General features: G+C 55.5%; 10 protein-coding genes and 1 tRNA gene. 8 read left to right on the top strand and 3 right to left on the bottom strand.

Annotated elements, in window-relative coordinates; genetic code table 11:
• Positions 1-28: 28 nt before the first annotated feature.
• The 8 genes from prfB to ACZYRS_RS10605 all read left to right on the top strand — a co-directional run bounded on the left by prfB (position 29) and on the right by ACZYRS_RS10605 (position 9,201).
• A protein-coding gene (prfB, locus tag ACZYRS_RS10640) for a peptide chain release factor 2 (protein WP_198789281.1) occupies positions 29-1,133 on the top strand; the annotation gives its coding sequence in 2 pieces (ribosomal slippage) (positions 29-109 and positions 111-1,133; 1,104 coding nt in all).
• A 13-nt stretch (positions 1,134-1,146) separates the two neighbouring features.
• Positions 1,147-1,833, top strand: a complete 687-nt coding sequence (locus ACZYRS_RS10635) for an HAD family hydrolase (RefSeq protein ID WP_198789280.1) — start codon at positions 1,147-1,149, stop codon at positions 1,831-1,833.
• Positions 1,820-4,546 (top strand): aminopeptidase N, encoded by a 2,727-nt coding sequence (gene pepN, locus ACZYRS_RS10630; protein ID WP_463419218.1) that lies wholly within the window; start codon positions 1,820-1,822, stop codon positions 4,544-4,546. The genes ACZYRS_RS10635 and pepN overlap by 14 nt, the downstream gene beginning before the upstream one ends.
• Positions 4,547-4,585: 39 nt before the next feature.
• Positions 4,586-5,602: a class 1 fructose-bisphosphatase gene (locus tag ACZYRS_RS10625; protein ID WP_198789278.1), complete on the top strand. Its 1,017-nt coding sequence runs from the start codon at positions 4,586-4,588 to the stop codon at positions 5,600-5,602.
• Between the two features lie 25 nt (positions 5,603-5,627).
• Positions 5,628-5,703 (top strand) — tRNA-Thr (locus tag ACZYRS_RS10620).
• Between the two features lie 194 nt (positions 5,704-5,897).
• On the top strand, positions 5,898-7,307 hold the full coding sequence (gene dcm, locus ACZYRS_RS10615) for a DNA (cytosine-5-)-methyltransferase (protein WP_463419217.1): 1,410 nt from the start codon (positions 5,898-5,900) through the stop codon (positions 7,305-7,307).
• Between the two features lie 98 nt (positions 7,308-7,405).
• Positions 7,406-8,743, top strand: coding sequence for an MvaI/BcnI family restriction endonuclease (locus tag ACZYRS_RS10610; protein ID WP_463419216.1), 1,338 nt, complete (start codon positions 7,406-7,408; stop codon positions 8,741-8,743).
• Positions 8,740-9,201 carry a very short patch repair endonuclease gene (locus tag ACZYRS_RS10605; RefSeq protein ID WP_463419215.1) on the top strand — a complete coding sequence of 154 codons (462 nt, stop codon included), beginning with the start codon at positions 8,740-8,742 and terminating at the stop codon, positions 9,199-9,201. The genes ACZYRS_RS10610 and ACZYRS_RS10605 overlap by 4 nt, the downstream gene beginning before the upstream one ends.
• Positions 9,202-9,254: 53 nt before the next feature.
• Here the strand turns inward: ACZYRS_RS10605 and ACZYRS_RS10600 are convergent, their stop codons facing one another.
• From ACZYRS_RS10600 to ACZYRS_RS10590, 3 genes are read right to left on the bottom strand one after another with little or no spacing between them, the layout of a single operon-like run.
• A complete protein-coding gene (locus ACZYRS_RS10600; RefSeq protein ID WP_463419214.1) occupies positions 9,255-12,119 on the bottom strand; it encodes a Z1 domain-containing protein in 2,865 nt (954 codons plus the stop codon).
• A gap of 14 nt (positions 12,120-12,133) precedes the next feature.
• Positions 12,134-13,117, bottom strand: a complete 984-nt coding sequence (locus tag ACZYRS_RS10595) for a PD-(D/E)XK motif protein (RefSeq protein WP_463419213.1) — start codon at positions 13,115-13,117, stop codon at positions 12,134-12,136.
• Entirely contained in the window at positions 13,114-14,613 is a 1,500-nt protein-coding gene (locus tag ACZYRS_RS10590) for an ATP-binding protein (protein WP_463419212.1), read from the bottom strand. The genes ACZYRS_RS10595 and ACZYRS_RS10590 overlap by 4 nt, the downstream gene beginning before the upstream one ends.
• Between the last annotated feature and the right edge of the window lie 90 nt (positions 14,614-14,703).

Here is a 14,703-nt window from a genome sequence, read left to right as displayed (position 1 = left end):
CACCAACCCACACAGTCAGGACACCCCCATGGACGCAGAACAGATCAACCAAATCGGCGCAATGCTCGCGGACCTGAGCGTTCGCACGGTCGATTTACGGAGGTATCTTTGACTACGATGCCAAAGCTGAACGACTGAGGACAGTCAACGCATCGCTGGAAGACCCGAACGTCTGGAACGACCCGAAGAAGGCCCAGGAACTGGGCAAGGAAAAGAAGTCGCTCGACGACGTGGTCGTCACGCTCGACAAGCTCACCAATGGTCTTTCGGACAACGCCGAGCTCTTCGAGATGTCGAAGGAAGAAGGCGACATGGACGGCTTGCAGTCCATCTCCGATGACGCCACCGCGCTCGAAGCCGACATCAAGCAGCTCGAATTCCGCCGGATGTTCAACAACCCGGCCGACCCGCTCAACGCCTTCGTGGACATCCAGGCCGGCGCCGGCGGCACCGAGGCGTGCGACTGGGCCAGCATGCTGCTGCGCCAGTACCTGAAGTACGCCGAGCGCAAGGGTTTCAAGACGCAGATCGAAGACGAGACGCCCGGCGACACCGCCGGCATCAAGGGCGCGACCATCAAGGTCGAGGGCGACTACGCCTTCGGCCTCTTGCGCACCGAAACCGGCGTGCACCGCCTGGTGCGGAAGTCTCCGTTCGACTCCTCGGGCGGTCGCCACACCAGCTTTGCATCGATCTTCGTGTACCCGGAAATCGACGATTCGATCGAGATCGACATCAACCCTTCGGACGTGCGCACCGACACCTTCCGTGCCAGCGGCGCGGGCGGCCAGCACATCAACAAGACCGACTCGGCCGTGCGCCTCACGCACATTCCGACCGGCATCGTCGTGCAGTGCCAGGACGGCCGCAGCCAGCACAGCAACCGCGACGTGGCGTGGAAGCGCCTGCGCTCGCGCCTGTACGACCACGAGATGCGCAAGCGCCAGGAAGAGCAGCAAAAGCTGGAAGACAGCAAGACCGACGTGGGCTGGGGCCACCAGATCCGCAGCTACGTGCTGGACAACAGCCGCATCAAGGACCTGCGCACCAACGTCGAAGTCTCGGCCACGCAGAAGGTGCTCGATGGCGACCTGGATGTGTTCATCGAAGCCTCGCTGAAGCAAGGCGTCTGATCCGATGACGCCCATGAGCTTGACGCACGGGAAGGTCGAAGCCTTCATCTTCGACATGGACGGCACCATGATCGACTCCATGCCCTGGCATGCGCGCTCGTGGGTGGAGTTTGTCGAGCGCCACGGCTTGAAGCTGGACGTGAGCGACATCCTCGCGCGCACCACGGGCCGCACCGGCGTCGAGTGCATGCACGAGCTCTTCGAGCGCAAGCTCTCCGACGAAGAAGCGCAGGTGCTGGTGCACGAGAAGGAAGAGATCTACCGCGCCATGTTCAGCGACAACTTCACCGAGGTCGCGGGCTTCACCGCCTTCGCCAAGGCCGCCGTTGCGCGGGGCCTGAAGGTGGCGGTGGGCACGGCGGGCGACAAGGGCAACATCGAATTCGCGATGTCGCGCCTGAAGATGGACCCGCTGCCGCTGGCCATCGTCGGTGGCGACGAAGGCTTCAGCGGCAAGCCCACGCCTGCGATCTTTTTGGAAGCCGCGCGCCGCATCGGCGTGGCGCCCGAGCGCTGCATCGTGTTCGAAGACGCGCCCTTCGGCATCGAAGCCGCCCGCCGCGGCGGCATGCGTGCCGTGGCCGTGTGCAGCACCCATACCGCCGCCGAGCTGGCCGGCCCCCATGTGATTGCCGCGGTTCGCGACTACGACGAACTCGCCCACTCGAATTTTCTGGAGACCCTCGATGATGCTGCGTGATGGCCAAGGCCAACCAATTGCCATTCGACGCGAAGACTATGCCGCCCCCGGCTACTGGATCGACACCGTCGACCTCACCTTCGACCTGGACCCCGCCAAGACCCGCGTGCTCAACCGCATGCGCCTTCGCCGCAACCCCGATGCGCCCATCCAGCCGCTGCGGCTCGACGGCGATGAGCTGAACCTCGCGCGCGTGCTGGTCAACGGCCAGGGCGCGTCGTTCCGCATGGAGGGCGACCAGCTCGTCATCGATGGCCTGCCCTATGCGGAAGAAGGTGACTTCGAGCTGGAGATCTTCACCACCTGCTGCCCCATCAAGAACACGAAGCTGATGGGCCTCTTCGTGAGCGAAGACACCTTCTTCACCCAGTGCGAGGCCGAGGGCTTTCGCCGCATCACCTACTTCCTCGACCGCCCTGATGTGATGTCGACCTACACCGTCACGCTGCGCGCCGCCAAGGCCGCGTACCCGGTGCTGCTGTCGAATGGCAACCTGGTCGAACAAGGCGACCTGCCCGAAGGCCGCCACTTCGCCAAATGGGTCGACCCGTTCCGCAAGCCCAGCTACTTGTTCGCCCTCGTGGCCGGCAAGCTGGTGGCGCGCGAGCAGCGCATTACCGCGCGCAACGGCAAGGAGCATTTGCTGCAGGTGTACGTGCGCGCCGGCGACCTGGACAAGACCGAGCACGCGATGAACTCGCTCATCCACTCGGTGCTGTGGGACGAAACCCGCTTCGGCCTGCCGCTGGACCTGGACCGTTTCATGATCGTTGCGACCAGCGACTTCAACATGGGCGCCATGGAGAACAAGGGCCTGAACATCTTCAACACGAAGTACGTTCTGGCCAACCAGGCCACCGCCACCGATGCGGACTACAGCAACATCGAGAGCGTCGTCGGCCACGAGTACTTCCACAACTGGAGCGGCGACCGCGTGACCTGCCGCGACTGGTTCCAGCTCTCGTTGAAGGAAGGCCTCACCGTCTTCCGCGACCAGGAGTTCAGCCAGGACCTGTGCGCCGATGCATCGGCCCGCGCGGTCAAGCGCATCGAGGACGTGCGCGTGCTGCGCACCGCCCAGTTCCCCGAAGACGCCGGCCCCATGGCCCACCCGGTGCGGCCCGACAGCTACATCGAGATCAGCAACTTCTACACCGTCACCATTTACGAAAAGGGTGCCGAGGTCGTTCGCATGATGCAGACGCTGGTCGGCCGCAAGGGCTTCGAGAAAGGCATCACGCTCTACTTCGAACGCCACGACGGCCAGGCCGTGACCTGCGACGACTTCGCGCAGGCCATTGCCGATGCCAACCCCGATTCGGAACTCGCGCGCCTCCTGCCCCAGTTCAAGCGCTGGTACAGCCAGGCCGGCACGCCCCGCCTTGCGGCGCATGGCGTGTACGACGCGCAGAACCGCAGCTACACGCTCAGCGTGGTGCAGAGCTGCCCGCCCACGCCGGGCCAGCCGACCAAGGAGCCCTTCGTCATTCCGCTGAACATCGGCCTGCTCGATGCCAACGGGCGCGAGCTGCCGATCCAGCTCGAAGGCGAAAGCGACGTCACGCGCGGCACACGCACCATCGTGCTCTCGCGCGCCGGCGAGCAACTCACCTTCGTGGGCCTGGATGCCGAGCCCGTGCCTTCCATCTTGCGTGGCTTCAGCGCGCCGGTGATCCTCGATTTCGACTACACCGATGCCCAGCTGCTCACCCTGCTGGCCAACGACCCCGACCCGTTCAACCGCTGGGAAGCCGGCCAGCGCCTGGGCCTGCGCGCCGCGCTGCAGGGCATTGCGGCGCTCGCGACCGACACCAGCCCGGTGCTGAACGACGCCTACATCGACGCCATGCGCAGCGTGCTGCGCAACCCGCAGCTGGATGCCGCCTTCAAGGAGCTGGTGCTCACGCTGCCCTCGGAAACCTACATTGCCGAGCAGCTCGATGTGGTCGACCCGCAGCGCGTGCACCTGGTGCGCGAAGCCATGCGCGCGCAGCTGGCCACCGCCCTCTTCGCCGATTGGGAGCAGGTGTACGAAGAGAACCACGACACCGGCGCCTACACGCCCGACCCGACCTCCTCGGGCCGCCGCGCGCTGGCCGGCATGGCGCTCAACTTTTTGTGCCTGGCGGCGCGCGCTTCGGCCACTTCGACAGGCTCAGGACAATCGGATGTCTGGCCCGGCAAGACGCTGCAGCGCTTCAAGGACGCGGGCAACATGACCGACCGCTTCAACGCGCTCAACGCGCTCGTGTCGTCGGGCCACACGCTCGCGGCGCAGGCGCTCGCGCGGTTCCACGCCATCTTCAAGGACGAGGCGCTGGTCATCGACAAATGGTTCTCGCTGCAGGCCGGCGCGAGCGACCGCGGCGGCGACATCCTGCCGCTGGTCAAGCAGTTGATGAAGCACCCGGACTTTTCGCTCAAGAACCCGAACCGCGCGCGCAGCGTGATCTTCAGCTATTGCAGCGCGAACCCCGGCGCCTTCCACCGCCCCGACGCGGCCGGCTACGTGTTCTGGAGCGACCGCGTGATCGAGCTGGACGCCATCAACCCCCAGGTGGCCGCACGCCTGGCGCGCGCGCTCGACCGCTGGAGCAAGCTGGCCGAGCCGTACCGCAGCGCCGCGCGCGAAGCGATCGCGCGCGTGGCCGCCAAGCCGGACCTCAGCAAAGACACCCACGAAGTCGTTACCCGCGCCCTGGCCGGTAACTGATCACACACCCAGCGATCAAGCAAGGAACACGAAAAGCACATGGCTCAACAACAGAAGATTTCCCTCACCCGCTACCTCGTCGAACAACAGCGCGCCGACGGCCTCATTCCGGGCCAGTTGCGCTTGCTGCTCGAAGTGGTGGCCCGTGCGTGCAAGAGCATCAGCCAGGCCGTCAACAAGGGCGCGCTGGGCGGCGTGCTCGGCACGGCCGAGAGCGAGAACGTGCAGGGCGAGATCCAGAAGAAGCTGGACATCATTGCCAACGAAGTGCTCATCGAGGCCAACGAATGGGGCGGCCACCTCGCGGCCATGGCCAGCGAGGAAATGGACAGCATCTACGTGGTGCCCAACCGCTACCCGCAGGGCGAGTACCTCCTGATGTTCGACCCGCTGGACGGCAGCAGCAACATCGACGTGAACGTGAGCATCGGCACCATCTTCAGCGTGCTGAAGAAGCCCGACGACACCCCCGGCGTGCAGGAGGCCGACTTTCTGCAGCCCGGCACGCAGCAGGTGGCCGCGGGCTACTGCATCTACGGCCCGCAGACCACGCTGGTGCTCACCGTGGGCAACGGCGTGGCCATGTTCACGCTGGACCGCGAGCAAGGCAGCTTCGTGCTGACGCAGGAAGACATCCAGATTCCGGCGGACACCAAGGAATTTGCGATCAACATGAGCAACATGCGCCACTGGGACGAGCCCATGAAGCGCTACATCGACGAATGCCTGGCCGGCAAGGAAGGCCCGCGCGGCAAGGACTTCAACATGCGCTGGATCGCCAGCATGGTGGCCGACGTGCACCGCATCCTGATGCGCGGCGGCGTGTTCATGTACCCGTGGGACAAGCGCGAGCCCGAGAAGGCCGGCAAGCTCAGGCTGATGTACGAGGCCAACCCGATGAGCTGGCTGGTCGAGCAGGCCGGCGGCGCGGCCACCAACGGCAAGCAGCGCATCCTGGACCTGAAGCCCACCAAGCTGCACGAGCGGGTGAGCGTGATGTTGGGTTCGCGTAACGAAGTTGAGCGTTTGACCCAGTACCACGCCGAAAAGGGCTGATGGAGTGGCTATAATCTGAGGCTTCGCCGGTGTAGCTCAGTCGGTAGAGCAGCTCATTCGTAATGAGAAGGTCGGGTGTTCGATTCATCTCTCCGGCACCAATATTTCCTCAAGAAATAGAAGCATCTAGGCCACCCCACAAGGGTGGCCTTTTTGTTTTGCGCGGCAGGACTTCGCCGAAGTTGAGCCCTCATGCGAGGGCGCCCTCTCCCGTTGAATCCAAGCTCGGAATAGATAGCGCAATGATGCTGTTCTAGGGATAAGATAGTGACTACACATCACACCTTTCACCCAGATGAAAAAGCCCAGCGCCGGACTCCGCGCATCTCCGAAGTCAGTACCTCCTGCGGTTGCCCATGGCGACGGCTCAATTGAAGATGGCAATGATCTAGCACTCATCGAGCGAGTGCTGGAAATTTACGATCAAGGGCAACTGGCGGAAATCCTTGAAGAGGTGAGTCCAGGAAATTGGTGCCGGGAAACCATCAATCGCTGGATGAAGAAAAAAGCCTCACCAAAGCTCTCATACGCGGAGTACAAGCACCTGCGATCACTTCTGCCCAAGCCCAATACTGCGGTTTCTGATTTCACATTCATTGATCTTTTTGCCGGGATCGGTGGAATCAGAAAAGGATTTGAGGCTATCGGCGGCGAATGCATTTTTACCTCCGAATGGGACAAAAACTCGGTTCGAACCTATAAGGCAAATCATCATTGCGATCCAAGCCGGCATCGCTTCAATCTTGACATCCGAGACGTAACGCTTTCGGCCGATCTGAAAGTAACAGAGGACGAGGCTTACGCGCATATCAATCGCGAGATACCGGACCACGATGTGCTTCTGGCCGGATTTCCCTGCCAACCCTTCTCTCTTGCAGGTGTATCAAAGAAGAACTCGCTTGGCCGAAAGCACGGGTTTGAATGTGAAACTCAGGGCACCTTGTTCTTCGATGTAGCGAGAATTCTGGCCGCAAAGCGGCCCGCCGTATTTCTTTTGGAGAACGTGAAAAATCTCAAAAGTCATGACAAAGGCAAGACATTCAAGGTAATCTGCGAGACGCTTGATGAGTTGGGCTACGAAGTGGCAGATGCGGATTCACCTAAAGGTCAAGACCCGCGAATCATTGATGCAAAACTTTTTCTCCCTCAGCATCGGGAAAGAATTGTTCTTGTTGGGTTTCGCCGCGACCTGAATGTTCATGAAGGTTTTACGCTCAAGGATATTAAAAAATACCTTCCCAAAAAGCGACCAACCTTTGGCGATCTTTTGGACAAAGAGGTTGATACTAAGTACATCCTCACGCATAAGCTCTGGGCCTACCTCTATAAATACGCTGAAAAGCATCGGCAAAAGGGAAACGGTTTTGGCTTTGGGCTAACCAAAGCCAGTGACACCGCCCGAACCCTTTCAGCTCGCTATCACAAAGATGGATCAGAAATTCTGGTAGATAGAGGTTTCACCGCAGCGGAGGATTTTCACGGTGAGGCAAACATCAGAAATCGCCCCCGAAGACTGACTCCCCAAGAATGCGCTCGGCTGATGGGATTTGACAAGCCTGGGAAGAACTCGTTTGTCATCCCGGTTTCTGATACGCAGGCCTATAGGCAATTCGGAAACTCCGTCGCTGTCCCCGTGTTTGAAGCCGTGGCAAAGCTCATGCGTGAGCGAATTCTGGAAGCCAAGAGAAAATCCCAATCGACATAGAATGTTGTCGCAGGAAACACCCTTGCGATTTTTTTCATAGTTGGTGACAATCTTTTCTTCGACACCTGCCTTCGCGAAGGCAGCAAAGAAGGAAAGATATGTTTGGCGCGCCTGATTCTCCGCTCGAAATTGTGGCCGACGCCATGCGAAAGCATGGCGCTTTTCGCATTTTCTTTAAGCTGCTTTCAAACAACGATAATTCCAAGCAGCAGATTTACTTCGGCGGCGATTTTGATGTTCTTCGGATAATTCCGCATGGAGAGATGTCGGGAGAGGTAAGTTCCAGAGATGGCCCCGTTTTTAAGGCGCCTCTGAATTTGAGCTGGCTGCCTCCCAATTTTGCTGGCCGGCCTTGCCTCGCCTCCGGGGCACAGTTGATTTTTTATCCTCGCTATCCCGAAGTCCGCATGTCAGGATTTTTGCGAGGATGTCCGACGGCTCCAAGCCATCTAATGCGCCCTCCTACATTTGAGGAGCGGGCTTTACGCATTTTGACTCCAAGATGCTTGATTCTGGGAATTTGCCCGGACGATCGCATCCTCGCATTTGCAGGAGCATGGGGCGGTGAGCTATCGCAGGATGCTGTAAATAGAATTGAAAATACGAACGCCCAGAATATTGCGTCCGTTTTTTATGAGCTTCAGCCTCCTCAACAAAATTCAAGGCTGGATTTGATCAATCGCCTTCAGCTCATATATCAAAGTGGACCAATTCCATCGCAAAAGATGGAGCCTTCCGGGATAGCCATTCCATATACGGCAAAAAATGGAGCAGGCTATACACTTGAAAGCAAGTTTGGAATTATTCCGAATGGGAATTCGGAACCTGACTTCATGGGGTGGGAATTAAAAGCACATAGCGGAGCGGCCGTCACGCTAATGACTCCGGAACCTGATGTAGGAAGCTATCGAGATGATCTCGGCCAGTTTCTCACCAGCTACGGCCGAAGTAGCGAGGGGCGTCGTGATTTCACCGGCAGGCATCAGACCGGAGTGATCTGCGGAACAACATCTTTAACTCTTCTGATGGAAGGCTATGACCCGAACCGCGTAGAGATTACCGATCCAAATGGGGGATTATTTCTTCGCGATCATTTCGGTAAACTTGCCGCTGGATGGACCTTCAAAAAGCTGGTCGGACATTGGTCTAAGAAGCACGCACAGACTGCATACGTAACTTATAAAAAAACTTCCGTCGCTGGAGAAAACTTTTACAGCTACGGCCCCCAGGTACTTCTAGGCGTAGGGGCTGAACTGCAGACATTTCTTCGAGCCCTTCATAGCGGCTCCATTTACTACGACCCAGGGATAAAGCAGACACTGAAGGGTACTGAATGGCGGTCAAAGAAACGAAACCAATTCAGAGTTGGATGGAAAAACGTCGGCGGGCTTTATAAGACATCGGACTTCATAAATCTAAAGAGCTTGGCGTCATGATCGATACGGTTAACGCTCAAACCCGATCCCGAATGATGGCAGGGATTCGGGGAAAAAATAATCAAACCGAGATTTTAGTAAGGCGCTTTTTGCACGCAAAAGGATATCGATTCCGCCTCCACAAAAAGGATCTACCAGGACGCCCTGATTTGACCCTTCCCAAGCATCGCCTTGCCATTTTCGTGAACGGCTGTTTTTGGCATCGCCACAATGGCTGCATTTATGCTACTTCACCCGCAACACGAATTGATTTTTGGCGGGAAAAGCTAGATGGAAATGCTGAACGGGATGAACGACAACGCGAGCGGCTGCTACTCGCAGGTTGGCGTGTTTTAACAATATGGGAATGCGGGCTAAAACATTCCGCGACTCACTTGGATCAATTGGTGGACTTAATTCAATCCAAAGACGTAGAAATGAACTGGCCACTCCTGCCACCGAAACCGAGAATTAAATAATTCGAGCGAAAACCATCAACCGCTGAGGCGAAAATTTTCAGGATTGCCAGATCTTAAATTTTTTTCCCGACCACGAAGTTGAGATCAAAATCCAAATCATTTTCGGGAAAAATTAATTCAAATCCAATTGACACTGGCGCCGAAACGTCCTCGCGAACTGGGTACAACAGAAAAATTCCTCGATGTGAATTTTTAAGAGCAACCGTCTCTTTGTTGGGTTGATCAAGTCGAATATCACCATTCATCTTCAACTCTGCAAGATATCCGCCGAGAATGCGGTGTGTCGGCTCCCCAAAGACCTGAAACCCCCTATTCTCGTTTCGCGCACGCTCCTTGACCGCAAAATCACCAATGCCCTTGAGCGGCAGTGGGGATCCAAAGGACTCCCGACGCTGCGGCGCAATTATTAACCAGCTGGCAATTCCATGCTGCTTGTTTTTTAAAAATTCTATTTGCAACTCAGTGTCAGCAGGACGTTTCGGGTATGGATATTCGCTTTCCAACCATCTGTAATTGGAAAGAAAATTTATCAGGTGATCGTTTGTGACCTCGGCGACCCAGGCCTCGGTGCGGATTTTAGCAGCGGTATTGCAAATTCCGCCTAGTGATTTTTGCTCCACCTTTTTGGCGGACTTCAGTATTTTCGTTAGCGTCAGGAAATTCTCTTTGATGCTCTCCGCCTTTGAGGCAACCAACACTTGCATTGATCGTTGCCCTCCGAAGTTCTTGGACACCAACCGTGCGTGATGCATTTTATTTGCCGCAGTTGGTCGAAGGTTTCCAGTAATCGAAACAAGCGGGGGAATTTCCCGCGGCGTGATGCGGGGCATATTCGGCCTTCGCATATAGCGTCGAATTTCCGCCCTAAAACGCTCCTCAAGCCTGCAAACTTCCTTGAAGTCGGACACAAGATCTGTTTTTCCTTTTTTCCCTTCCTTGACCCCCAAATAAACGCGTACCAAATCTTGGTATCCAGGACGAAATCCAAACCAACGTCCCATTTGCATGAGAGTATCCGAAGTATTTGCGACGCGTCTGTAGTAGCTAATAGTTAGTCCCTCAACGGTGTAGCCCCGCGAAAGCTTATTCCCACCAACCACGATCTTCCACACTGGAACATGACTGAAATCAGGCGCCGCTGCTGTATCGCTATTGACCACAATGCATACTTTCGCACCTACTTCAATGCGCTTTATTGTCTCAGACAAATAGTTGACAAGTTCAGAGAAGCTCTTTGGTGCCAGCTCCTTTCCGAAAGCCTCAATAACCTTTAGGTAGTCGGTATTCCAGATTTTCTCCAATTCCCGAAGGCCTCGAGCGCTCGAAAACGCACACTGCAGCCACAGGGCATCGACGCGGCTGGCAAGTGCCGACTGCTTACCGACAGAATGCGATGTATGAACGAGCATTGTGTGATGCTTGATATCCGACAGCTTATAACGCTTTGGATTTTTTGCGCAGCGATAGAGCTTCACGGCCCCAGAAATAACGTAGCTACGGAGGGCCGCTTTCAGTTCGTCGTCATCCTCATCAATAGCGGATTCAACTCTACGAATATGAGCAATCTCTGCCAGAGAATAGTCTTGTTTTTCCAAATCGGAATAATTCGATTCCGGATCAAAAAAATCCGAAACCCCCATATAGCCTTTAGGCCTATCTAACGATACAATAAAATCCTTTGGAAAAATGTTTCCCGGATCGTCAGGATTAACTAGCGCGTTTGCATAAGGTGTCGCGGTATAGCCGACGTACTGCCCACGCGGTAAAAGTTTTAGTAGATCAACAATCTGTTGATTTGTCGGTGTGCGCTCGGTGGCAACTCCAACTTTCGGAGCGATAACATTAATTCCCGCCTGGTCAGATTCATCATCGATAACAAGCGCTGGAATTTCCGTCAATCTCGCGCGCAGCTTTCCAAGGTCTTCAACCAAATTTTTTATCACGCCGCTGTTTTTTTTCACGACAAGTAATTTCACATGCATGGAGTGGAGGTTACTTGGGTGATAAATTGGAGCCGCCTTATTGACTCGTTCAAACTCTAGGCTATCGATGGCCGCTTTCAATTTCTTGAAGTCGATGTCGGGCCGCGTTAGACGCTGCCACCCATAGTGACCCTGTTCAATTGGATCAAATCCATGCTCCAAGAATTCGTCCCAGTCCGTTGGAGGGCTACTGATATAAGTTTCGTCATTTTTTAGAAACTCCTTGCCAAGAAGTTCTTTGTCAAACCTACGCTGGGTTTGATTACGAAGAATGTTCCAAGTGCCGGCCATTACGATAATTAATCTGTACCCGGCATCGGCAGCTCGTGCAACTACTCCTGTGAAGTTTGCAGTCTTCCCGCTCTGGACATACCCCATCACCAAACCGCGGGATGCGTAAGCTTCTACAGCTTCGGGATTGGCTAGGCATTCAACGATGCTGCGTGTACTGTTATCCATCGTCAGAATGGCCGCTTCATTCCATCCTCGCTGCTCCCGTAGATATTTCGCATACCGCTGCCAGTAATAATCCCGAACCCCCAGCTTCGGGGCATACCAGTCCGAATGTTCTTGCGCAATGATCACGGGCTCTTCGAGTGGATAGAACGGAAGCTGAAGATCTATTCGAGCCACAAGCGATGCATCCGCACGCAGCTTGCGATAAATCAGGGCACGTCTCTCCGCTGTATTTCTTGCTGTTTCAGCGACCCACGCAACGTCCTTGGCGTTGTCCCATGATCTCAATACGCCGGAGAAACGAAGACGCGCGTGTTGATTTGGATCTCCCTCCAGCAGCATTTCAATAGCACTCTCGATCTCCTTCTTGTCGCCAGCCTTAAAATCCGGTCCGGGCTGTCTCAGGTAAGCGACGAGATCGCGAGGCTCACTGGTCATAGCACCCAAGGCCGTTTCGATTCGATCTGACAGTGAGTGCATATGTTGCTCTTGACTTAAAAGGAAAATGAAGACTCAAACACGGTTGATCCATGCTCGTGCTCGAGACCCTCGATATCCACGTCATATTGGAGTGAGCGGATCCTGACGGCGAGCTGCCCCAAGGTTGCTTGGAGCGTTTCAAAGGTGATTACGGGAAAATTCACATCAATCGGAACGATCGCAAATGGGCGCCGCAGAACAAATCGCCGTGTATAGAGCGCCGCGTCTTGCGGTCTATATTCATTGGCATCGAGGGCCGCGTTGAAATGATCTAACAAATTACGATCAGACGCGAAGCGAAGTGTGAGATCAGTCACTTTGCCGGGAAGGGTGAAGCCCCCGCCGGCTCCTGCAGGGCCAAGCACAATTGATAGCAAGGATAGAGAACAACCTGTAGATGGCATAAGCTGTCCCATGCCGTGGATGGTGTGTACTCTCCTCGGAGCAACGGTAGTCTTCACCTCGTATTCTTGCGTGCCATTTCTGAAGTCGTGTGGCTCTCCTAATGGACCGAGCCACGATGCCAAGACTTCATTTCCGAACCTGCTCGTGAGAAATTCGAGAAACAACAGCTCTCCCAATAGGCCTATCTGCTTTTCAAGCGATAACTGGGTCTTTGCTTCTAACAAGTCGGTAAAACATCGGAGCTCAATGCCGACGGCTTCGGCCGCTTGCTGCTTGTCGACGATGACACGCTCTGCAACAGCGATGGCAAAATGATAAAACTGCCGCCCAAGTGAGGGCGCTGTGGATGTGATTTCAAGCAAGTACCGGCCTTGAGAGAAGATCACGCTGGTTCGGATGCTCTCCAATGAAGCGACATCTGGAGGAATCTTTGTTTCTGGCGGAACCTCGATCCAGATGCCAATCCGATTGGCTTCACCATCCCCGAATATTTCAACTAATGGCTTGTCTGTAATTCGATGGACCCCTTGCTGCCCGCGCACAAACACCGTCGCTAGGAAATTAGCCCATGTGAGGTATCGGGGGGAGCTCAAGCGGGACTCCTTTCATATTGGACAGCTTTGAGCAAAATGCGATTTATAAGGTCAAGCCTTTCGCGCATACGTGATCCTGTTCTCTCCGATGACAAGGCATCTTCCAGTACAAGAAAGAGGAGACACTTGACAACGGGTAAATCAGCAGAAGAGCCCGAGAGGCCGTGGAGCAAAGCCTTTCGCACTGACTTATTTATATGCAGGTGTCCATTACTGCGATCAATCTGAAAAAACTCAGTGGAGTCAAGGTTAGCCCAGGAGATCTTCAGATCGCGAAATTTTCCTGTTCCCTCTAACTTAAGCTCCGAACGCAAAAAGCTGGCTAATTGAGCAGGAAGCCCTTGCGAAGGGATAAGTGGTAATTCGGCATTGGCGAATGCCCGCCTTCGGTAGGCTCCATCGGCCAGCGACAGATATGCTTTGAAATCTGTTCCATCGGCGGTGCTTGATTCCGAGATGGATTGAGCAATTACGGGGGGAAGCTGAATCTCGACTTTTTTGACATCAAGACTAACGGCGATATCAAAGCTTGCATCGAGATCAATCTCGACCCTTGCCAAGGAGAGATGAGGCTCGGACTCACGGAGGCCATTCCATCCTCCAGCCTGGATCAACCGATTGTGACGATAAAAATAGAAGCCTTGGCGCGAGTTTGCGCCACCCGGCAACCTGTACTCCGCAGTAGTCGAATTTGGCGGCCAGATGTGTGCCTTTAACTTCATTACTGGTCCGGTCTCATTTCGAGTTCGCAACTCGACAGGAAAGTCGGCCAATCCGGTGTGCGGATATCCGAAAGGGTTCAGCGCATCCAAGATCAATGGAAGGCCTGCCTCGCCGGACGACTCATCTAAAATATCCATGGATATCTTCAGCTGCCCACCTTTGCGCGTGACATCGCCTGAAAGAAAGCGATGGAAGGCAAGCGACAAGTGTTGCTTCAGCTTTGCGAGAAGCTTTTGTGCGTGCTCATCAGCATTTGCATAGTTGTGACCCACCCTATACAGATCGGTCCAATGTACTAATGTCGCGGATCTAGCAATATCCCACTGCGGGACAAGCCCTGCGATCTTTCTGGACTCCTCGTCATCGAGAAGCGTACCGGCGAAGCCTTTTGCAATCCCATCTTCCAACCAAGCTCTTCCGGAGAGCTTGCCAGACTTGACAGAAACTACGTGCAGAGCTCGAGCTTGACTCAATGATGCAAGCTTCAAACCAAGCCCGAACTTACCCAGCCGGTCAAGCTGATTCGAAACATCGGACCCAAAGCGCATGGCCTCTTTTAGCTCGCCAGCGCCCATCCCTCTCCCGTTGTCCCAGATCAGCAAGTCCAAATGGCCGTCAGTCCTAGTTACTAGGCGAAGTAGCACCGCAGAAGCTTCTGCATCTATGGCGTTGTCAATCAGGTCGGCGACCGCCGCCTCGAAGCTGTACCCGATAGACCGTAGTGCGGTATCAAGCTTCTCAAAATTGGGCGGCAAAAACTCTTCAATGCTCAACGTTCTGATCCTCGGCAAGCAGATGGGTACCGGGTCGGTACGCCGAACCTATTTACGAATAATAGGCTTTGTGAGCATCAGAAACTATTG

The organism is Variovorax sp. AC194 (assembly GCF_979257995.1).
Note: the sequence above shows the minus strand (reverse complement) of the source record. Positions and strands in the feature narration are given on the sequence as shown.

Coding starts and splice junctions, on each gene's coding strand:
- ACZYRS_RS10635 (WP_198789280.1), top strand. CDS start 1,147: ATGAGCTTGACGCACGGGAAGGTCGAAGCCTTCATCTTCGACATGGAC.
- pepN (WP_463419218.1), top strand. CDS start 1,820: ATGATGCTGCGTGATGGCCAAGGCCAACCAATTGCCATTCGACGCGAA.
- ACZYRS_RS10625 (WP_198789278.1), top strand. CDS start 4,586: ATGGCTCAACAACAGAAGATTTCCCTCACCCGCTACCTCGTCGAACAA.
- dcm (WP_463419217.1), top strand. CDS start 5,898: ATGAAAAAGCCCAGCGCCGGACTCCGCGCATCTCCGAAGTCAGTACCT.
- ACZYRS_RS10610 (WP_463419216.1), top strand. CDS start 7,406: ATGTTTGGCGCGCCTGATTCTCCGCTCGAAATTGTGGCCGACGCCATG.
- ACZYRS_RS10605 (WP_463419215.1), top strand. CDS start 8,740: ATGATCGATACGGTTAACGCTCAAACCCGATCCCGAATGATGGCAGGG.
- ACZYRS_RS10600 (WP_463419214.1), bottom strand. CDS start 12,119: ATGCACTCACTGTCAGATCGAATCGAAACGGCCTTGGGTGCTATGACC.